A 20,993-nucleotide genomic window follows, 5' to 3' on the forward strand; every position below is an offset into this window, starting at 1 on the left:
AGAAAAACCATCTTTTGCCATGCTTACATGAGTAAGACATAAAAATACACCTACATATAAAACGCCTTTATGTGCTTTTTTCATATAAAATCCTTTTTAAATCATCCCCAAAGAATAAAAGTATAGAATCTAAGAAGTTGCGGTTGGTTTATTAGTATTTGTATTGCCACCAAAGAAGCCGCCTTTTGCGTTTTGTGGTGTTGCTTTTGTGGCTGTTGTATTGCTGCTTGGGCTAGTAGTTCGCGGGGTGCTAGTTTGTGGTCTTTGATAGGCTGAAGGTGAGCTATATCCTCTTTGTGCGTTTGCTTTATAGTTTGCATTATTAAAAAGTTTATTACCAATATAGCTTCCAATCAACGCACCAGCCGCACTCGCAAGGATAGCCCCGCCAATGCCAAGCCCACCGCCATCACCGCTTGTGAGCGTGCTTGTGCCATTGTCAATCTTTTTTGCTTCTTCAGCGACAAGGGCATCAACTTCTTCTTTGCTTAAAATTCTCTTATTGCCTTGCATATCTTTTACAATAATTGTCGTATCGCCATCACTACTTGGTTGTTCATCAATGATCTTATAACTACCATCAGCTTCTTCTTGCAAAGTAACAGTAACGCCCTGCTTTTTGCTTACTTGCTGTGCTGTGTCAGCATTATTTGAACCACTATCACAACCAAGCAGTCCTGCGACTAGCACTGCACTCATACCACCCAAAATCGCTGCATCAGAGATTTTTCGTAAATAACTTTTTGGTTTTTGCTTTTCCATATATTGTCCCTTTATTTTTGCATTGTTTTTTCAAGTTTTTCTATGCGTTCCCAAGTTTTCACAACGGAATCTGGATTGAGTGAAATAGAGCTAATGCCTTGCTGCACTAAAAATTCGGCAACTTCTGGATAATCGCTTGGTGCTTGACCGCAGATTCCGCAATATTTGCCATGCTTTTTACATGCTTGTATTGCTTGTTTAAACATTTCTAGCATAGCAGGATTTCTCTCATCAAATATATGACTGACTAAATCACCATCTCTATCCACGCCTAGTGTAAGCTGTGTTAAGTCATTTGAACCAATAGAATAGCCATCAAACATACTTAAGAAATCATCAGCTAAAATGATATTTACTGGTAATTCACACATGACATAGATTTCTAATCCATTTTTGCCAGATTCTAAGCCATTTCTTCGCATAATCTCAAGCACTTTTTTGCCCTCTTCTGGTGTGCGTAAGAATGGGATCATAATCCGCATATTTGTAAGTCCCATATCATCACGCACCATTGCTAAGGCTTGACATTCCCATTCAAATGCGGTGCGATATTGCTCAGAGTAATATCTACTTGCACCACGATAGCCAAGCATTGGATTTTCTTCTTGTGGTTCGTAATGCTCCCCTGAAATCATGCCGCGATATTCATTGCTTTTAAAGTCGCTTGTGCGGACAATCACTGGATTTGGATAAAAGGCTGCTGCAATCATACCCATACCTTCAGCAATTTTTTTAATGAAAAAGTCCTTAGGATTATCATAGCCATGTATGAGTTTTGATACCTCATCATGATTATGTATAGGTTTATCATTCTGTAAATCTAGCAAGGCTAAAGGGTGTGCTACAATCTGGTGTAAGATGATATGCTCCATACGCGCTAAGCCAACACCATGATTTGGAATCTGTGCAAAGCCAAATGCTTTAGCGGGATCGCCAACATTCATATATATTTTTGTCTTTGTTTTGCCAAGATGATCAAGCGATATAGTCTCTATTTCATAGGGGTGTATCCCTGCATATACAAGCCCTTCTTCACCCTCACTACATGAAGCTGTTACTTCCATACCTGTATAGAGCCTTTCTGTTGCACCATGTGCGCCAACGATTGTTGGCACACCAATTTCACGCGCAACGATAGCTGCATGGCAGGTCCTACCACCACGATTTGTAATAACTGCTGCCGCCTTTTTCATCACTGGTTCCCAATCTGGATCGGTATTATCAGTTACTAGAATCTCACCTTCTTTAAAGGTATTCATGTGCTCTATGTTATTAATGATTCTTACTTTACCATTGCCAATCTTTGTGCCAATCGCCATACCTTTTAAAACGACTTCACGCTCTTCATCTGGATTTTTAAAGTGGAATTTCTCAATCTTAGCACCACTTTTTGTCTTTTGACTCTGCACTGTTTCTGGGCGTGCTTGCACGATGAAAATCTCACCACTTTGTCCATCTTTTGCCCATTCCATATCCATAGGGCGATACTCACCTGCTTCTTTTGTATAATGCTCTTCAATACTTATGGCATATTTTGCAAGTGTCAAAACATCTTCATCAGTGATTGAGAATGTTTCCATTTCCTGATGTGTTGTTTTTACATTCATTGTAGGCTTTTCGCTACCTGCTGGGGCATATACCATTTTTACATCTTTTGTGCCAAGTTTGCGTTTAAGTATAGGTCGTTTCCCTTCTTTTAATGTTGGTTTGAATACATAAAATTCATCTGGATTCACGGTCCCACCAACGACATTTTCCCCAAGTCCCCATGATGAAGTGATGAATACTGCATCTTTAAAGCCCGTCTCTGTATCAATACTAAACATAACACCTGCTGCACCTTTGTCGGAACGCACCATTTTTTGCACACCAACACTTAAAGCAACTTTAAAGTGATCGAAATTCTTACTCGCACGATAGCTTGTAGCTCTATGTGTAAAAAGTGAAGCAAAGCAGGATTTAATATAATGCACTAAATCTGTTTTCCCTTTAACGCTTAGATATGTATCTTGCTGCCCTGCAAAACTTGCATCTGGCAAGTCTTCAGCAGTAGCCGAACTGCGGACTGCAACATCTGCTTCTGCCATATTGTATTCTTGGCTTAACATATCATAAGCTTGAAAAATCTCATCTTTTAAATCTTGGGGTAATGGGGTGCTAAAAATAAGTTCTCGAATCTTACTGCAACGATTACGCAATACATCCATTTCTGTATAATCAATATCTTTTAAAAGATCCTTTATCTTATCCTCAATGCCACCACTTTTAAGCAAATACCAATACGCATCACTTGTGATTGCAAAGCCATCTGGGACTTTAATGCCAACGGGGACAAGCTCTTGAAACATCTCACCAATGCTTGCATTCTTACCACCTACAAGGGGAACATCTCTATTATTCAACTCTTTAAAGAATTTAATATACTTCATTGCTATGGACTCCATTTAATGTAAAAAGGTTATGCTTATTATTGTAGTCAAAAAAAAGTCAAAAAATGATTAAAAATTTTTTAAAAACCAAAAAAATATAATTTTGCATATCTATTTCCTTGCAAACTTTAGTTAAAATCCTTGTTTTATTTTGAGTAAATATTTGCACTTTCAAAAAGGGATAATATGGGCGAATGGAGTATTAAAAAGGAACAATTAGATTCTATCCTAAAAAAGCATAAACTAGATTCTAGTGATTATGAAAAAATTGTAGAAATTTTAGAGAGAGAGCCAAATCTCATTGAGCTTGGAATCTTTTCTGCAATGTGGAGTGAGCATTGTAGCTATAAATCAAGTAAGATTTATCTAAAAGGCTTTCCAACAGAGGCTAGCTGGGTATTGCAAGGTCCCGGAGAGAATGCAGGTGTTATTGATATAGGTGATAATCTAGCCGCTATCTTTAAGATAGAATCTCATAATCACCCAAGCTTTATTGAGCCAAATGCAGGGGCTGCAACTGGAGTTGGTGGAATCTTGCGTGATATTTTTACAATGGGGGCAAATCCTATAATAAATCTTAATAGCATTCGCTTTGGAGATATTTTAGATTCTAATATGAGAAAAAAGCATATCCATTTATTGCATGGTGTTGTAGAGGGTATCGGGCATTATGGTAACTGCATGGGGATACCAACTATTGGCGGTGAAACAAGCTTTGAGTCTTGCTATAACGGCAACATTCTTGTCAATGCGTTTAGCTTAGGCATTGCAAAGCAAGATGAGATTTTCTATGGCAAAGCAAGTGGTGAGGGCAATCCTATTATGTATGTTGGGAGTAAGACAGGTAGAGATGGCTTAGGTGGGGCTGTGATGAGTAGTGATAGCTTTGATTCTGCTAGTAAGGCATTGCGACCAACGGTGCAAATTGGCGATCCATTTGTAGAAAAATCGCTTTTAGAAGCATGTCTTGAAGTCTTTCAAAAAGATTTAATCGTAGGCATTCAAGATATGGGTGCAGCAGGGCTTACAAGCTCAAGCTTTGAAATGGCAAGTAGAAGTGGTAGCGGTATGATAATGTGGCTTGATAAGATTCCTATGCGAGAGAGTGGCATGACCCCTTATGAGTTAATGCTATCAGAATCACAAGAGAGAATGCTTTTGTGTGCGAAAAAGGGGGCAGAAAAGCAAATAAAAGATATTTTTGCAAAGTATGAATTAAGCGCAGAGATTGTCGGCGAAGTGCGTAATACAGGAAAAATGGAGTTATTATGGCATGGAGAGTTATGTGCTACATTGCCTATTGCCCCCATTGTAGAAAATGCCCCTATACTAAATCGTGCTATACAAAAGCCAAAATATCTAGAATCTTGTAAAAACCTAGATTTAAATATTACAAACCAAGCCTTACAAAAGCAGTTAAATACAGATAATATAAACACAATGCAATGCAGTAGCACTAATTTAAACACGCTAACTAAAAGTATGCTAAAAAGCCTTGATATATGTGATAAAGCATGGATTTATAATCAATATGATGATAGTATTAAAGCTAGCACGATTAAAGGATCTGGTATGCTTAGCTCTAGTCTTGTAGCTTTGCATAACTACGATTCAAAAAAGGCTATTTCAGTAAGTGTAAAATGTAATGTAAAATACTGCTATCTAGACCCAAAAATAGGGGCTAAAATCGCAGTGGCACAAGCTGGAAGAGATGTCGCGCTAAGTGGGGCAAAGCCTTTAGCAATTACAGATTGTCTAAACTTTGGTAGCCCTGAAAATCCAGAGGTTATGTGGCAGTTTAGAGAATCTTGTGAGGGCATTAAAGAGGCTTGTAAAGCGTTACAAACACCTGTTGTAAGCGGTAATGTTTCACTTTATAATCAAACAAATGATGAAGCCATATATCCTACACCAAGCATTGTAAGCGTTGGGCTTTTAGAAGATTCTAATAAGGCTATTGGTAGCCATTTTGTAAGCAAAGATTCTTATATTTGTATGCTAGGTGTTATGGATAATTCATTGCAGCTTAGCGGCAGTATATTACAAAAAGTAATCGGTGCAAAAAATAGCGGTATATTGCATGATATAAACTTAGAATCTGAACTCAAACTTTGGGAGATTCTAAATCAAAGCATAGCAAACAAGTATATTTTGAGTGCTAAAGATATAGCACAAGGCGGACTTGCTATCACTCTATGTAAAATGGCAATTTTAGGGAAAACTAGCATTGAAGTCTTAACAGATAAGATACAAGAAGTTTTAGCGAAAGACTTTATAAATAATGAGAATCTTTTGCAAGATTCTAAAGACTATATGAAGTTAATCTCACAAAATAAACTCATGCTATTTAGTGAAAATCATACACAAGTTATCTGTGAAATAAAAGATATAGAATCTGTAAAAAATCTCTTCGACACAGCTAAACAAAAAGGGCTTTCATTGTGTGTAATTGGCAAGGTAGCAAATAAACACATAAACACAAAAGATATAACAAATAAAGATTCTATAAAAATACATGATATAAATCTATCCTTACAGGAAGCACACGATTTATATTATAAAAGCTTTGAAACATATCTATGATTCTTATATCTTTAGCTTATTTTGTTGTAAATTAGGGGTTTTAATCTCTAGTTATAGAAATGCAAACTAAAGATTCAATCAATTAAAAGTTACTTAACACTTTTACTATACACTACTTTACTTTAAAACAAATAATTACATTTTTTGGAATCTAAACATTATGGATATAACGCATTTTTGGAAATTTAATGACTTTTTAGATATGGATTTTATTGTTAGCATATTGCCGCTATTTTGGAAAGCATTGTTGCTTACACTAGAAATCTCATGTTATGGAATCTTTGGGGCAATACTGCTTGGCTTTATTGCTTCACTTGTGCTTTACTATCAAATCCGTCCATTTGTGTGGATAACGCGTATATACATAGAGGTATCACGCAATACCCCGCTTATCATACACTTATTTTTTCTCTACTTTGGCTTGTCGTATTGGATTGAGATTCCAAACTTTTGGTGTGCGGTTATTGGCGTGATATTTCTAGGTGGTAGCTACATGGCAGAATCTTTTCGCTTAGGTTTAGAATCTGTGCGACATTCACAGATAGAATCTGCCTTGTCTCTGGGATTTAGTAAAATGCAGATTTTGCGTTATGTGATTTTCCCCCAAAGCATACCTTTAAGCATACCCTCAATTTGTGCGAATGTGCTATTTTTGATTAAAGAGACTTCTATTGTTGGCGTCATTGCCTTGCAGGATTTAATGTCTATCGCAAAAGAAGTGATTAGTAACTACGGGCAGACAAATGAAGCCCTTTTTCTGCTTATTGTTGCATATCTAATTGTGCTGTTGCCTTTAAGTTTTATATTCTCAAAGTTAGAGCATCATTACAGACGCAATATTCTATAATGCTGTATATCTTTATATAGTGTTTGAAATATTATTGTAATAAGCAAATAAAAATTACGAAAAATGTTATTAAATTGCGTTTTTAAGAAACATTATTATTTATTTTTTCTGCTACAATGCTACAAATTTTTACAAGGGAGCAGTATGCAGAGTATAAAGTCAAAAGTGTCGCTTATCGTTATTTGTTAATGCTTATTGGGCTAGGCGTGCAGCAAACAATTAATATGATTTCAAGCAAAAATAATCTTTTGGAAAAAACCATAGAATCAGAGATAGATTATGTGCAAATGGCAAGTCTTGCTACTGATATGTTTAGTCAAGATAGAATAGACTCGCTAGAGCTTATGGCAAAGCACATTCTCTCACTCCCTGAAGAAAAGTTAGAATCCACAGAAGCGCTAGTAAAAAATGTGGGACCACTTTTATTTGGATTTAAACTCGGTGGGGCTCATCTAGCCGCATATATAGGCGTGGCAGATGGCAGTATGATTGTAAGTGATATAGAATCTGATGCAGCAAAAGTGCTTTTTAGAACCTATGGAAAAGGCACGGGTAAAGTGGAAAGCTATGATTCTAGGACAAGAGGTTGGTATAAGAGTGCACTGCAAAGTAATTCAGCGATTATGACGCCTGTATATGAAGACTTTGTAAGCAAACTACCTACCTTTACTTTCTCTATCCCCTTGATAAAAAATGGCAGAGTGTTGGGGGTGCTATCCATTGACACGCCGCTATCAAACTTGCAAAGTCAGTTTGATAAAATGTCTGCTAGAATCTTTGGGCTTGATTCAGAACAAGCGATTTTTGTGGCAACAGATAAAACGATGACTTTATTAAACCCAACAGATGGAACAAAAAGATTTTATGCAAAATCCATTGAAGCAGGAAATATGAAGCCATTTGCCTACATTTCTTCAAGTGGGGTTGAAAGGCTTGGGGTATGTAATCATGTCAATAAGAACAATGTAAGCTATTCCATTTGTGCAGGTGAAAATATGGATAAGGTTGTGTCTAATTCACGCAAGGGCTTAGAGATGAGAATCCTTGCATTAGTGATTATAGGGCTTATTATGATAGCAGTCATTTATGTTGTGATTCAGAAATTTTTAACGCCTATTGGCACAATCTCCGAAGGGTTACAAAATTTCTTTGCATATATTAATCATAAGAGCGATAACGCACCATTAATAAAAGTCAAATCAAAAGATGAGTTAGGCAAAATGGCACAAGAAATCAATGAAAATATTTTACTCATACATAAAGAGTTAGAAAAAGATAAGCGGTTCATTGATGAAGCATTGCAAGTAGCAAATGAAGCTAAACATGGTAACTTTGCAAATCAAATCAGGGCAAACACTTCTTCACCGCAGTTTAATGAGCTAAAAAATATCTTTAATGATTTATTAAATATCCTTGATTTACATCTTACAAAGGTGTCCAATACGCTAAGCACTTATGCAAATAACGATTATACAATGCGTGCAAATGTTGATGGCTTAGAAGGAAAAATACTAGAAATGGCAACAAATATCAACCATTTAGGGACAAGCATAAGCACAATGCTTGGAGATTCTAGTGAGATTGCAAAACAACTTGGAAGCAATGCAGACCGGCTATTTAGCATGGTGCAAAGCCTTATTTCCACCTCGCAATCTCAGGTTACTTCCTTGCAAGAGAATACAAAATCTGTTGAGAATATCAACTCATCTATGCAGCATATTGAAGATTCTATGGGAGAGCTAACACGCGAAGCTGATGAGATAAAATCTGTAATTAATATCATTAAAGATATAGCCGATCAGACAAATCTGTTTGCGTTAAATGCTGCTATTGAAGCAGCAAGGGCGGGGGGAACATGGCAGAGGCTTTGCAGTCGTAGCCGATGAGGTAAGAAATCTGGCTGAACGCACAAATAAATCTTTAGGCGAGATAGAGCAAAATGCAAATGCACTCATACAATCAGTAAGCGATATGTCCCAATCCATTAAAGACCAAACACAAGGTATAGCACATATTAGAGATATTACAAATCAATTAGAATCTATTACGCAGGAAAATGCCGCTATCGCAAATCAAACCGATGCAATCGCACAAAACATGCAAAGCATAGTCCAAGACATTGTAGAAGATTCTAAAAAGCATAAGTTTTGATAATATAAAGTTTTTACAAAAAAATCATAAAGAGAAATATGAGAGAGGTTGGCAAAATCTAATTTTGATATAAAGCCAAATGTAAAAACGCTCTTATGTGAGTTTTTTCATATTGAATCCATGTGGTTTAGAATCCCAATTTGTCTTTTTGGGACTACTTACAGCATAAAAATTTTTTGCTATGGGATTTTTTACCAAGTTAGAATCTTGTTTAATAGATGACTATTTGGAGTTTCATCTGTTATATGTATTTGCTTACCAAATAGGCTTTCATATTGCTCTAGCGGATAGTTAAAATCCTTTGGTGCAATATTATTAAATGTGATATATCCATGTTTTGCATTTTTGATGATTTTTTCAATATAGATATCTTGTATATTGCTTCTTAGCTCACTAAAAGCATAGTTGCTTATGAATAGATCGTAATTCTTTTTTTCTAAATCCTCCATACGCTTAAAATGTAGCTTCTCTTCTAATCCGCTAAAATGTGATAGGTATTTTTTACTAAGAGACAGAACAGAATCCAAATCCACAAATGTGTAACTTTTGACATCAAACATTGACATAATAATTCTTGCTTGTCCACCATAGCCTACGCCAATCTCACAAATATCCTTGTTGCTTAAATCGCCAAAAGATTCTATTAAATCCCCTAAGACTTTAATATAACGCAGAGTTGATGGAGACATATAGCCTATCTCCTTATAATAGCGAATGCTTGCCCCACCATACCAATCATTTTGTCTAAATCCCTCAAAGTCTTTAGGCTTAAAACGCCTTGTTTTCAGGATATAATCAAGATATTTTTGTCCCATAATGTCATCAACATGTTCTAGTATTTGCATATATACTGGATTTGTCCTAAATGTTGCAAATACAGAATCATTAGTCGCTGCTCTTGCACAAAATGATGGATATTCATTGCTGATTGTATCTGCTAGACTTGTATTGTAATTATCTGCTTGACTAGCTTTTTTGGGTCTTAGCATTTTTTTAATAAGCTTCATATATGCCCTTTCCATAAAAGATTCTAAGTGCGATTTATACATATTTCGCAGTGTCGCAATCCTACAAAAAAAAAAACAAGTCAAGGCATTTTTTATCACTGCTATTTATTGAGATTCTATATCTTTGCATGAAGACTTGACTTACACATAGAATCTAGTAAGGGCTTAAACATAATGTATCTTAAATAAGCACACAAAAATATGTTATGATTTTATGTATTTTACGAGATAAAGGATAAAAATGGAGTTAGTCGTTGTAGGTTATGGCAATATGGCAAAGGCGATTTTAGGTGGGTTAATACGGCAGTCTAAAGAGATTCTAGGCATTACAAAAATCGTTATTACAGGTAGAGCACCACATAAAATAGAATCATGGCTTAAAGAGAGTATGCAGACTTGTCGCAGTGAGTTTTTGCACGATGTTACCTATGAGGCTACCTGCAATATTGAGTGCGATGATAAGGTGGTGTTACTCGCTTGTAAGCCGCATAATCTAGATTCCTTTATATTTCATGGGCGTGCTCATATTGTGTATAGCGTGCTAGCAGGTATTAATGCAAATATCTTACACAATTATATTCAGTCATACCACTACGCCCTTATTATGCCAAATGTCGGAGCGCATTATAATCTAAGTTCAAGTGCGGTATTATGGCAGCAAAATGGCGCAAAAAATCAAAGTATTAAAGAGGTAGGCAAAGTGCTAAATCTTATGATGGATAGTCATAACATGCAAGAAGCACATGAGAAAAATAACGCACACATTCAAAGCCAAATCACGCAATTTGTATCAAGTTTTGGTAATTGTGAGTTTGTCGCAAATGAAGAAGAGTTATTTGCAAGTATCGCAACAAATGGCAGCAGTCCAGCCCTTTTAGCCCTTGTAGCACAAGGTTTAATAAATGCAGGTGTCAAGCAAGGTTTAAAACTAGAAACAAGTCAAAAACTCGTGCAAAAAACCTTTGAGGGCATGGCAGCATTACTCAAAGAAAAAAGCCCGCAGGAGATAAAAGATCTCGTTACAAGTCCGGGTGGGACAACTGCTGAAGCACTTCTTCATTGTGATGAAAATAGCGTGCAAGGCGTTATTACACGCGCATGTGTCAAAGCGGTAGAAAAGGCAAAGCATATAGCTTGCAAACAAGATGGCTAGAAATCGCAAAGCTACAAAATTGCTATTTTAAGATTCTGTAAGCATATTTGCAGTCATTATGCCAAGTTGTTGCAAAGCGAGAGACTTTAATCCATGCTCGAAAAAAACAAGATCTCTTCTTGTCAATCTTGATGAGTTTTATTTTATTGCATTGGGTAATAGCGATTATCTCTAATTTCACTAGCCTCCTTTAAATTCCACATAGAGCAAATGATAATATGTATTCTAAGCCAATTCACCTTTATCCCAGTTAGATTCTCTGCTTAACTAAATTTCAAAACTTTTCGTCCTAAAATCTCAAAATAAAATAACAACCATTAACACAAAGTTTTAAATATTCATTGCAATTAATGCGGTATCTATAATTAATATAAACATTGCAATTGCTGCAATTAATACACTTCAAGGGTATTAGCTTCAGTATAGCCTTTGTATTCTATTTATTGCCGCTATTATCTACATAATAGCCTTTTTCTAGTCTTAGTTGTATATTCAAAACCTTTAAAAAGTTTAGTTATAATTTAGAAAGCTTTTTGAGCTATATTTTTTGTGTCATTGTGTGCCACATGTTTAGTATTTGTTAAAATTGCATAAAGCCGCAACAGACTTAAAGGACAATAGAATGGTGCTGGATTCTAGCAAAAATGCTAAAGAGACAACGCAACAACAAGAATCTAAAGCAACCTTTCATGCCCCATCAAAGATCAACCCGCAATTTATTACTACATTCAAAAAATCATGCATCATTATCAGCAATGATTACGAGAGTGAGAAAAACTATTTACGCAATACCTATGCAAAAGAAGATATAAGGATTTATGATTTAGAAGAGCTAAAGATAGATAACGCACATGAGATTATAGAAGAAGCACATATTGCCACCACAAAGGATAAAATCATCGCAATTTTTGCTTTTAGCTACAATCACTACGCACAAAACGCACTCTTAAAGATTCTAGAAGAGCCACCAAGCCATATTATATTCATGCTATATATCACCGCTAGAAATAAGCTTATACCAACGATTTTTTCACGCCTTGTAGTCTTTAATAAGAGTAAAAAAACGCACACAAAGCCCATTAATCTAGACCTTACAAGGCTTACCATTCCCATGGTATATGAGTATGTAAATAAGCTTGAAAAAGAACATATAAGCTATGAGCAGGGCAGAAATATACTCTCACAGATTCTAGATTCTATAATCGCACATAATATTTTGCTTGATGAAAGGGGACTAGAGAGATTTGATCTAGCGCTAAAAGCCCTATATAGCAAACAAAGCGTGCATATCGCACTTTTACCACTACTTTTATCTTTAGTCAAAGGATAGCTATGAAGATTGAGCGAGTAACAAATATCAATGAAGCTATGAAAAGTGTCGAGCCAGATAATATTGGTTATAAGATTATGAAAGAAAAGACACAGATTCTAGCTTTTAAAATAGAGCAATTAAAATTACAAGCCATGCAGATTCTAAAGCAAGATGCCTTGAGTAATGGTGCAGAGCTTGTAACGCCAAAAGATGCGATATTGTGTCAAAAAACACATTATGACTGCCTTTTATTTGGCACACAAAAAGCACTGAAGCTTTTAATATCAAAAATGCAAATGCAGCCCTTTGGATTAAAAACAATCGCACAAGAGCTAAAAATCTTTTTACAACCACAAGAAGACTATGGCAGAAAAATCATGGGGATAATCAATGTAGATTCTAATAGCTTTTATAAAGAATTTAGCAGTAAGGAAGCAATAAGACAAATATATCATTACATAGATCTTGGCATAGACTACATAGACATAGGTGCGGCAAGCTCTAGACCGGGTGCAAAATATATAGAATCTAAAGTCGAGCTAGAGCGATTAAAACCCATTTTAAAAGAGATAAAAAGGCTAGATACTAAAGCACAATTTAGCATTGATACCTATAATGAAGAGACGGCAAAAATAGCGGTTGAACATGGGTTTAGCATTATTAATGATATAAGCGGTAAGCCAGAAAATATGATAAAAGTATTACAAGAAAACCCGCATGTAAGCTATATCCTAACGCATATACAAGGCACACCCAAAACCATGCAAAAGCATTGCAAATATAAGAATCTAATCCTTGATATTGACGCCTTTTTTACGAAAAAAATCGCTTTTTTAAAAGAGCATAATTGCAGTAACATTATCCTTGATGTTGGCATTGGCTTTGCAAAAGATATGCAGCAAAATATCAATTTGATTCATCAATTAAAACATTTTAAACATTTTAACTTACCACTTCTTATCGGTGCTAGTCATAAGAGTTTTTTAACAAGGATTCTAGAATCTCAACCATTTGGGCGGGTGCAGGGCGTAGGGGTGCAAGGTAAAGAGAAATTAGAATCTAGTATCACTTCAAGTGGAACGCAGGGCTTAGAAATAGGAAATCTAGATTCTAATCCTTGTCATGTTGAGCGTAGTGAAACATCTAACACAGAATCTAAAAAAGATTTTTCGCCTTTTTCAAAGGCTCAAAATGACAAGATTCTAGAATCTACGCAAACAAACCATGCAAACAAAACCACAAATTCTAGCGGTTGCTCTATGACTTCGGACGGGCTTTGGCTGAATTGTGATGGCAGGAGTTATCTAAACGATAATGACTGCCCCTCTAATTCGCTCAATCGTTCAAATTGTATAGACAAGGGCGAATTTTTACAAAATACAAAATCCACAAAAAAAGGCAATCTACCTGCCACCCTCATAGCCCACTGCATAGCATGGCAAAATGGTGCAAACATAGTGCGAGTCCATGATGTAAAAGAGCATATTGAAGCCTTACGCATTATGGAAGCGTTGAGGGCAAATGATATAGATTTATTGTAAAATTCTATTAAAAAACACATTTTCGTAAATGTGAAAGATTAATGGCAAACACAAGATAATTATAGAATCTAAACAGAATCTAGATCCCTAGCTACTTGGGTGGGTGCAGGGCTTTGGGGTGCATGATTTATAGAATTCTATAAAAGATATTTCGTGCTTACGCACTCAATATGACAAAAGAATATAGAATCTTATAAAATAGCCATATTTACAAACTTAGCGTAATCACATTATATGAAGTTTTGCAATCTATGCTTAACCATAAACCTAATACTCCAAAAAGATAGCTAGATTCCAAAACAATAATAAATCCATAAAAACAACTTTCTCAAAACATGATAAAATACGCATTTATTTTTACTTAAATTTATATTTACGGAGAGAATATGGGCTTAATAGAACTTGATAGCATTAAAGCTGCTAAGAATAGATTGCAACATATAATCATGCAGCACCCATTAGCTTATGCACCGCGTTTGAGTAATATCGCAAATGCAAAGGTGTATCTAAAAAAAGAGAATTTGCAGCCTACAGGGGCGTTTAAGATACGCGGGGCGTTTAATAAAATTGCGACATTAAAAGAGCTAGATAGCAAAAATAATACACAGATTCTAAATAAAGGTGTGATATGTGCAAGTGCGGGCAATCACGCACAAGGGGTAGCCTTTAGCGCACAGCATTTTCATACAAGGGCAGTTATCGTTATGCCAGAATCTACGCCGCTTTTAAAGGTTATCGGCACAAAGGCTATGGGTGCTGAAGTAGTCTTAGCGGGGAATAATTACGATGAAGCCTATGAGAAGGCACAAAAGATAGCACAAGAAGAGAATCTAACCTTTATCCACCCTTTTGCTGATATTGATGTGATGGCAGGGCAAGGCAGCATAGCCCTTGAGATGATAGCAGAAGAAGAGCTTGATGTCGTGATAGTGCCAATAGGTGGTGGCGGGCTAATTAGCGGTATAGCAAGTGCCTATAAAGCCCTATCGCCAAAAACGCGTATCATAGGTGTGAATGCAAAAGGTGCAAATGCAATGAAGCAAAGCTTTTATGCAAGAGCTATGCAAAACTCAAGCAGTGTGAAAACTATCGCTGATGGGATAGCTGTGCGAGATGTGAATGAGATGACTTTTAACTGCATTATGTCCTGTGTCGATGGCATTGTAGAGGTAGATGATGAAGAGATAGCAAGTGCGATTTTATTCCTTTTAGAATCTCAAAAGCTAGTGGTAGAAGGGGCTGGGGCTGCAAGCGTTGCTGCCCTAATGCATCATAAAGTAAAGATTAGCCCAAATGAGAAAGTAGGTGTGATTCTAAGTGGTGGCAATATCGATGTAACCATGCTAAATATCATTATAGAAAAGGCTTTATTAAAGAGTGATAGAAAGATGAAGTTTCAAGTTATCCTTGTAGATAAGCCCGGAAGTCTGCAGAATCTAACTGAGCTTTTAACAAAAGAGGGGGCAAATATCGTATTTATTAACTATTCTCGCATTAGCACAAAGCTTGAATATGGCGATGCTATTGTGGAATTAGCCCTTGAGATTAAAGGAAAAGAACATAAAGATTCTGTATATAAGATTTTATTAGAGCATGGGTATCAATTCAGCGAAATGCCCTAAATATAACACAAAGGATTCTCATGTTAGCCCTATCTATAATAGTCCCTATCTATAATGTAGAAAAGTATCTAAAAGAATGTCTAGATTCTATACAAGCACAAACTTATAGCAACTTTCAAGCCATACTTATAAATGATGGTAGCACAGACGAAAGCCCCAAAATAGCACAAGAATACGCACAAAAAGATTCCCGCTTTATCCTTATAAATCAAGAGAATAAAGGCTTAGGGGCAGCTAGAAACACGGGGTTAGAATACATTTTTTCAACGCAAAATACACAAGATACCGCATACATTGGCTTAGTAGATTCTGATGATGTGATAGCAAAAGATTATTATAGCAATCTTATCTACTGCCTTGAAGCAAATAATGCCCTAATCGCAAAAAGTAGAAATATCTGCGTATTCCATGATGATAACTATAATAAAGAGATTTTCACAAAGACACAAGAGAGAGAAAAGGGAGTCATGCGTAAGGTTACAAGTAAGAATCTTACCGATAAAATCGATCCATGGCGAAGTGTCTTTTGTGCTTCACTGCTAAAAGACTTGCGATTTCCACCTGTGAGATTTGCTGAAGATGTGCCTTTTGGTGTGTGTGCGAATGTCTTAGCAAAAGAGATTGCCCTGACAAAGAGTGCGATATATTTCTATCGACTAAGGGCTAATTCACTCACAAAAAAAACCCACCCACCACAAGAGTTTTTTAACGCCTTTGCTTTTATCTATAACTTTTTTAAAGAGCATGATTTACTGCATACCTATATTTTGCCGACACATATTTTACGCCCATCGCAAAGCTATGAGTATTTAGCAAAAGATTCTAATTATTTAGCTCTTTTACAAGAGTTTATCCACTCTTTAGGGATAGAATCTAGTGTGCTTACTAGGAATAAAGTGCTAGATTCTGCCCTTAAGGCAAAAACACTTGATGAGTTTCTAGCAAAAACACAAACCTTTAAAGAATGGCGGCGTAAAAACTTCCGCATAAGTCTTAATAAAAAGCATAAAATTATTACACTATTTGGCAAAACGCTTTATAATCGCTAAAGGATTCCCATGCAAAAAATCTATATCATTCTCAAAGATATTACAGAATCTGGCGGGGGCGAGAGAGTATGTGTCAATCTCTCTAATGCGTTTAGTGAGATGGGCTTTGAGGTAAGCATTATTAGCCTTTTTAGAGTAGAAAAAGATATTGCTTTTAGTTTGAATGAAAATATCAATGTCCGCTTTCTATCACATACCACACCAAAGAGTAAAAACCCATTTAAAAAGCTTTTTAATAAAAGCATTTATCGATATATCTTAAGCAAAAAAGTAGATACAATCGCACAGCAAGAAAAGCCTGATATTGTCCTAGCAAATGATGGCTGGTATATCCCAAAGGCTAAACTAGATTCTATACAATATATCCGCCTATGGCATCTAAACGCACCAAAAAAGATAGATAAAAGAAAGCAAAAGATATTTAATCTCTTTGATACCTTAGTCGTGCTTTCATCTCGTGAATTAGACAAATGGCAGAGCTATCACAAAAACATTAAAGTCATTCCAAACTTTCTGCCTTTTACCTCACAAAAAAACACAGATTCCAATCAGCATAGAATCATATCCGTTGGGCGTATGGATAGGGGCGATCAAAAAGGCTTTTTAAGACTTATAGATATTTGGGGAAAGGTGCAGGAGAGAATGGGTGGGCTGCGGGGTTTAGGGCGCAAAAATGATGAAAATTTAGATTCTAATCTTTGTTATGCTAAATCTACTTCTTGTCATACTGACTTTACCATTTGTCATACTGAGCAAAGCGAAGTATCTAACACAGAATCTAAAAAAGATATTTTGTGCTTATACACTCAAGATGACAAGATAACAATTCAAAATGACAGCCACAAAACAACCTTAGATTCTAAGCGACTTAGTGCGGAAGCAGTTTGCGATGATTTTAAGAGTTGTGAAGCCTTGAGTGCAAGGAGTTTATTAAACATAAATGACGAAGCACGAAAGGCGAACTCTCTTAAAAGGGCGGAAACTGCAACGCACAAAAAGGATTTAGAATCTTGGCAACTCATCATTGTTGGCAGTGGGGTCTTACAAGAACAAATAGAATCTAAAATAAAAGAAAAAAACTTACAAGACACTATTATCCTAAAACCCTTCACAAAAGATATAGAATCTGAATATCTAAACGCAAGTATTTATGCGATGACTAGCCATTTTGAGGGCTTTGGTATGGTGCTTGTGGAAGCAAGCTCTTATGCCTTGCCTTGTGTTGCTTTTGATATTGCTGCGGGTCCAAGCGATATTATAGAATCTGGTGTAAGCGGCTATCTTATAGAAGATAATGACTTGCAAGACTATGCAGATAAGCTTCTCACGCTAATGAGTGATAAGCAAAAACGAGAATCTATGGGACTACAAGCAAAGCAAAAGGTAAGTATAGCTTTTAGCAAAGAAGCAGTAATGAAACTATGGCAAGAGATATTTAATAACTAGATTTAACACATAGCATTTTAACAACACACAAACTTACATGCTACAATGAAACCTTACAAAAAAAGGAAAGCAATGCAAAAGAATATTATTTTACTTGGCGGTAGTAATTCTGTTATGGGTGATGGATTACAAAAGGGCATACAAGATTCATTAATGAATAAAGATGAGTTTAAATTTTATAATTTTGGACTTGGAGCGTGTAATTCATTTCAAAATTTCTATGAATTAAAACGAAAGCGAAACAAAGAAATTTTTGAAAATGCAGAGTTGATTATCACAGAATCTAATGTAAATGATGTTATCAATACATGCAACTCTTATGAAAACATTCCACTTGATACTTTTTATCGCAATCTCTCATGGTTTTATAAAGAGCTTTATTTTTTGAATAAAAAAGTAGTATCTTTGCTGTTACCTAATTATTTTGAAAATTATAGATTAATCAATAATATGCATAGGAAGCTGTGTGAAGAATATGGATTTAATTGCATTGATATGCAGGAATATTATGAAAATTATGCTTTACAAGAGTTTAGTAAAACAATTGATTGGGGACACCAGTTAAGCAGCATTATGCAAAGAGTAGGCAAAAATATCATAGATTCAATAGAGATTTTTCAAATGCCAAAAAAGCTTGCAATCACAAATGATAATCCAAAATTTTTTGAATGCACTCCAAAGGATATGATAGTAAAAAAGGGTAAAATAAAAGAGGATTATCTCGTCAATTCAATGTATGGGGAACAGATATATAGGCTAGATTCTAATACCATCTTGGCATTTCCTAAAAAAATGCAGGGTTGTTGTCTTGTAGGCTTACACACATGGAATAATACAAGAGAGTGGAAAGAGAACTTTAAAGAACCAAAAGGTTGGGACGAATGCTCTCTTAGCTATGCAAGTTTAGAGCTATGCAATGATATACATAGTAACGATACATGCAATAACGCATACAATGGGGGGGGGGGGCAAAGCATTATAAAAGAGACAAATATATTAAATTGTGTGATTGAGGTGCAAACCCCTTTCTTTATTAATGAAAACGCACATTGTAAAATCAGTAATGGCAAGGCTAGTAAAAAAGAGTATTATCACAATGCAAGAAGCTGGGAAAACGATTCTCATAGAATCTCATTTTGCGATCTTATTGCTTTCTTTTGTGCTACAAAAGAGGGTAATTACCACACAGAAACACCGGACTATGAAGCCCTATCAAAAGAAAATATAAAAATCTCAACACAATATAACTATAATCACATACTCCCACCCATAGAAAAATATAAAAGACTAATAGATGAATCTTTATCGCATAAAGACATGGTTGAAATTTTACTGCATAGAGATATTATTATTGAATATTTAATAAAAACAGGAGCTAAGGAACTAGAATCTAGCATTCACTCCACAAAAGAAACATATAAGCACACCCAAAATACATATTTCAATCGACTCTTACATAAGATAAAACACAGAGCAACCATGCCATACATTAAGCACAAACTCCGCAAGATGTTTAGAAATTAGAATCTATATGAGATTATAGTGGTTGTCATGCTGAGAAACATAAACATCTAATCTAGATTATAGAGAGATATTTCGCCTTTTTCAAAAGATCGCTATAATTAAGCAAAAACAGTAAAATCTCTTTACTAGAATATAAACCTTAAGACACTTCTCTCCGTTCAACATGACAAGTTATCATAATAAGCCATGAAATCTATAAAAGTAAAATAAGCATTTTCATATTATACAAGGGTGTAGTTTGTTAAAAGCTATTTTTTTGATATGTTGGTGAAAGCAGTGATAAATTGACAATTACCCATCTTGCCAAGATATTTTTAAAACAATGTTTAAAAAATTATATGAAACAACAAAAGGTGAGACAAAGGCAAAACAATTGGGTTTTAGAATCTTACAAAAAACCATAATAAGCATAACACCTAGTGAAGTTATTCACACATTTAAAAGACATGGAGAAAACTCATCTATGGTAAAGAATGGCAACCAAAAAAAGCCGTTGCACTTAATGAAATTGCTAAATATCAAGATTATGCAAACAAAGCCACCCCGCAAACTTTAATAAAAGACCATAAGAACAAGGAAGTTTTAATAAGTGTAAAACAGATAAATGGATATTATATAATTGTGGAGAAGATATGACAAAAGGTTAATGAATTAAGCTTTAAAAGTATGTATTTTGAAAAAGGAGATTTAAAAAACAAATGCCTTTAAAACGCTAACCATTAGATTTTAATGGCGTTCCCGACACACACGATTAACGCTGGAAACTTAGATAACGCACTAAACCTTTAAGGTTGATCAAAGACTCGTTGCGTCATGTCATAAAACTACCAATAAAACAAGCCTTTGCAATTCAGTCAAAACCTGAATACAAAGATATGTAATTCCATTGCTAAACTCAACTTTTATAAGATTCTGTCTCTAAGTTTGAGAATTTTAAAGGTTTGGATAGTCTTGCATTTATACGGGTATCACTGCTTTAATCTTGCTTTATAAGATTTCTATCTTTCTGTAAAGCTCTGTCTGTAAATAAATGTGTTAAATCATGTTGTTCGCCTATATCCGCTACATCAAAACTCTGCACACAATGTAGAGAGCCAAGTAAATTTACGCGAAATTCGTTTTGCAAGTAAGTTTATTTGCTTTTCATCCATTACATTTTTAGAAGCATAGCCTAAATATTATCTATGTGTAAAACCATCTTCAAGCATAAAAGCTTTTATTTGACTATAGGCTTCTGTGGTATTGTTATAATTTCTTTCACATATTGTAAAAGCCATAAAAGCAGGGTATTTGCCGTATAAATCTCATTACCAAGATATAAATTCAGATATTTTATGTTAATATCTGCAATAGTTAGATGATCTTGCGTGGTTTCTATGTCGATCACAAATGTAGTGTATTTTCCCTCACTGCCCACATCAACATTATAAATTTTCAAGGGATACAACATCACATCATAAATTGTTCTAAATTCACATCTAACCGACTGAACAGGAGAAGATACTACGCTTGTATGTCTGGGAATAAACACATTATTGTCTTTAGAATCTGGTTTTAAGTTAAAATT

The 20,993-nt window shown here is 35.3% G+C and carries 18 protein-coding genes; 12 read left to right on the forward strand and 6 right to left on the reverse strand.

Annotation, left to right across the window (positions count from 1 at the left end):
* Positions 1 to 129 precede the first annotated feature (129 nt).
* The gene (locus T368_RS0107890; protein WP_004084269.1) at positions 130 to 762 is read right to left on the reverse strand and encodes a UPF0323 family lipoprotein; all 633 of its coding nucleotides are present in this window, start codon (positions 760 to 762) and stop codon (positions 130 to 132) included.
* Positions 763 to 773: 11 nt separating this feature from the next.
* Positions 774 to 3,191 (reverse strand): pyruvate, water dikinase, encoded by a 2,418-nt coding sequence (gene ppsA / locus T368_RS0107895; protein ID WP_004084268.1) that lies wholly within the window; start codon positions 3,189 to 3,191, stop codon positions 774 to 776.
* A 186-nt stretch (positions 3,192 to 3,377) separates the two neighbouring features.
* On the opposite strand from ppsA, the gene purL reads away from it, so the two are divergent.
* The 4 genes from purL (at position 3,378) to T368_RS17160 (ending at position 8,772) form a co-directional block, all read left to right on the forward strand.
* Complete coding sequence (gene purL, locus T368_RS0107900; protein ID WP_004084267.1) at positions 3,378 to 5,774, forward strand: phosphoribosylformylglycinamidine synthase subunit PurL; 2,397 nt, start codon at positions 3,378 to 3,380, stop codon at positions 5,772 to 5,774.
* Between the two features lie 160 nt (positions 5,775 to 5,934).
* Positions 5,935 to 6,621: an amino acid ABC transporter permease gene (locus T368_RS0107905; RefSeq protein WP_004084265.1), complete on the forward strand. Its 687-nt coding sequence runs from the start codon at positions 5,935 to 5,937 to the stop codon at positions 6,619 to 6,621.
* Between the two features lie 116 nt (positions 6,622 to 6,737).
* Positions 6,738 to 8,507: a methyl-accepting chemotaxis protein gene (locus T368_RS17155; RefSeq protein WP_004084263.1), complete on the forward strand. Its 1,770-nt coding sequence runs from the start codon at positions 6,738 to 6,740 to the stop codon at positions 8,505 to 8,507.
* The gene (locus T368_RS17160; protein ID WP_034567137.1) at positions 8,443 to 8,772 is read left to right on the forward strand and encodes a methyl-accepting chemotaxis protein; all 330 of its coding nucleotides are present in this window, start codon (positions 8,443 to 8,445) and stop codon (positions 8,770 to 8,772) included. Before T368_RS17155 ends, T368_RS17160 begins: the two co-directional genes overlap by 65 nt.
* 191 nt (positions 8,773 to 8,963) lie before the next feature.
* Here T368_RS17160 and T368_RS14975 read toward each other — a convergent pair whose 3' ends face one another.
* Complete coding sequence (locus tag T368_RS14975; RefSeq protein WP_004084259.1) at positions 8,964 to 9,779, reverse strand: putative sugar O-methyltransferase; 816 nt, start codon at positions 9,777 to 9,779, stop codon at positions 8,964 to 8,966.
* 241 nt (positions 9,780 to 10,020) lie between these two features.
* Between T368_RS14975 and T368_RS0107925 the strand changes: the two genes are divergently transcribed.
* Complete coding sequence (locus tag T368_RS0107925) at positions 10,021 to 10,932, forward strand: pyrroline-5-carboxylate reductase dimerization domain-containing protein (RefSeq protein ID WP_004084257.1); 912 nt, start codon at positions 10,021 to 10,023, stop codon at positions 10,930 to 10,932.
* A gap of 22 nt (positions 10,933 to 10,954) precedes the next feature.
* On the opposite strand, the gene T368_RS15530 is transcribed toward T368_RS0107925, so the two are convergent.
* Positions 10,955 to 11,113, reverse strand: a complete 159-nt coding sequence (locus T368_RS15530; RefSeq protein WP_155116616.1) for a hypothetical protein — start codon at positions 11,111 to 11,113, stop codon at positions 10,955 to 10,957.
* Between the two features lie 396 nt (positions 11,114 to 11,509).
* Here T368_RS15530 and T368_RS0107935 point away from each other — a divergent pair, with 396 nt between their 5' ends.
* The 7 genes from T368_RS0107935 to T368_RS0107965 all read left to right on the forward strand — a co-directional run bounded on the left by T368_RS0107935 (position 11,510) and on the right by T368_RS0107965 (position 19,982).
* Entirely contained in the window at positions 11,510 to 12,262 is a 753-nt protein-coding gene (locus T368_RS0107935; protein ID WP_237022148.1) for a DNA polymerase III subunit delta', read from the forward strand.
* A 2-nt stretch (positions 12,263 to 12,264) separates the two neighbouring features.
* Positions 12,265 to 13,785 (forward strand): dihydropteroate synthase, encoded by a 1,521-nt coding sequence (gene folP / locus T368_RS14590; protein WP_004084253.1) that lies wholly within the window; start codon positions 12,265 to 12,267, stop codon positions 13,783 to 13,785.
* Between the two features lie 386 nt (positions 13,786 to 14,171).
* Positions 14,172 to 15,407, forward strand: a complete 1,236-nt coding sequence (ilvA, locus tag T368_RS0107945) for a threonine ammonia-lyase (protein WP_004084251.1) — start codon at positions 14,172 to 14,174, stop codon at positions 15,405 to 15,407.
* A 20-nt stretch (positions 15,408 to 15,427) separates the two neighbouring features.
* Positions 15,428 to 16,456, forward strand: a complete 1,029-nt coding sequence (locus T368_RS0107950) for a glycosyltransferase family 2 protein (protein ID WP_004084249.1) — start codon at positions 15,428 to 15,430, stop codon at positions 16,454 to 16,456.
* A gap of 9 nt (positions 16,457 to 16,465) precedes the next feature.
* Entirely contained in the window at positions 16,466 to 17,902 is a 1,437-nt protein-coding gene (locus T368_RS0107955; protein WP_004084248.1) for a glycosyltransferase, read from the forward strand.
* A gap of 72 nt (positions 17,903 to 17,974) precedes the next feature.
* Positions 17,975 to 19,426, forward strand: a complete 1,452-nt coding sequence (locus T368_RS16725; protein ID WP_027338416.1) for a hypothetical protein — start codon at positions 17,975 to 17,977, stop codon at positions 19,424 to 19,426.
* Between the two features lie 322 nt (positions 19,427 to 19,748).
* The gene (locus tag T368_RS0107965) at positions 19,749 to 19,982 is read left to right on the forward strand and encodes a hypothetical protein (RefSeq protein WP_027338417.1); all 234 of its coding nucleotides are present in this window, start codon (positions 19,749 to 19,751) and stop codon (positions 19,980 to 19,982) included.
* Positions 19,983 to 20,402: 420 nt separating this feature from the next.
* Here T368_RS0107965 and T368_RS15535 read toward each other — a convergent pair whose 3' ends face one another.
* Together T368_RS15535 and T368_RS14985 are read right to left on the reverse strand one after the other, a co-directional pair.
* Entirely contained in the window at positions 20,403 to 20,552 is a 150-nt protein-coding gene (locus T368_RS15535) for a hypothetical protein (protein WP_155116615.1), read from the reverse strand.
* A 90-nt stretch (positions 20,553 to 20,642) separates the two neighbouring features.
* The coding region (locus tag T368_RS14985; RefSeq protein ID WP_027338418.1) for a type VI secretion system baseplate subunit TssF at positions 20,643 to 20,993 on the reverse strand (351 nt) is incomplete at its 5' end.

Source organism: Helicobacter bilis ATCC 51630, assembly GCF_000686565.1.
In the GTDB taxonomy this organism is placed as follows: domain Bacteria; phylum Campylobacterota; class Campylobacteria; order Campylobacterales; family Helicobacteraceae; genus Helicobacter_A; species Helicobacter_A bilis.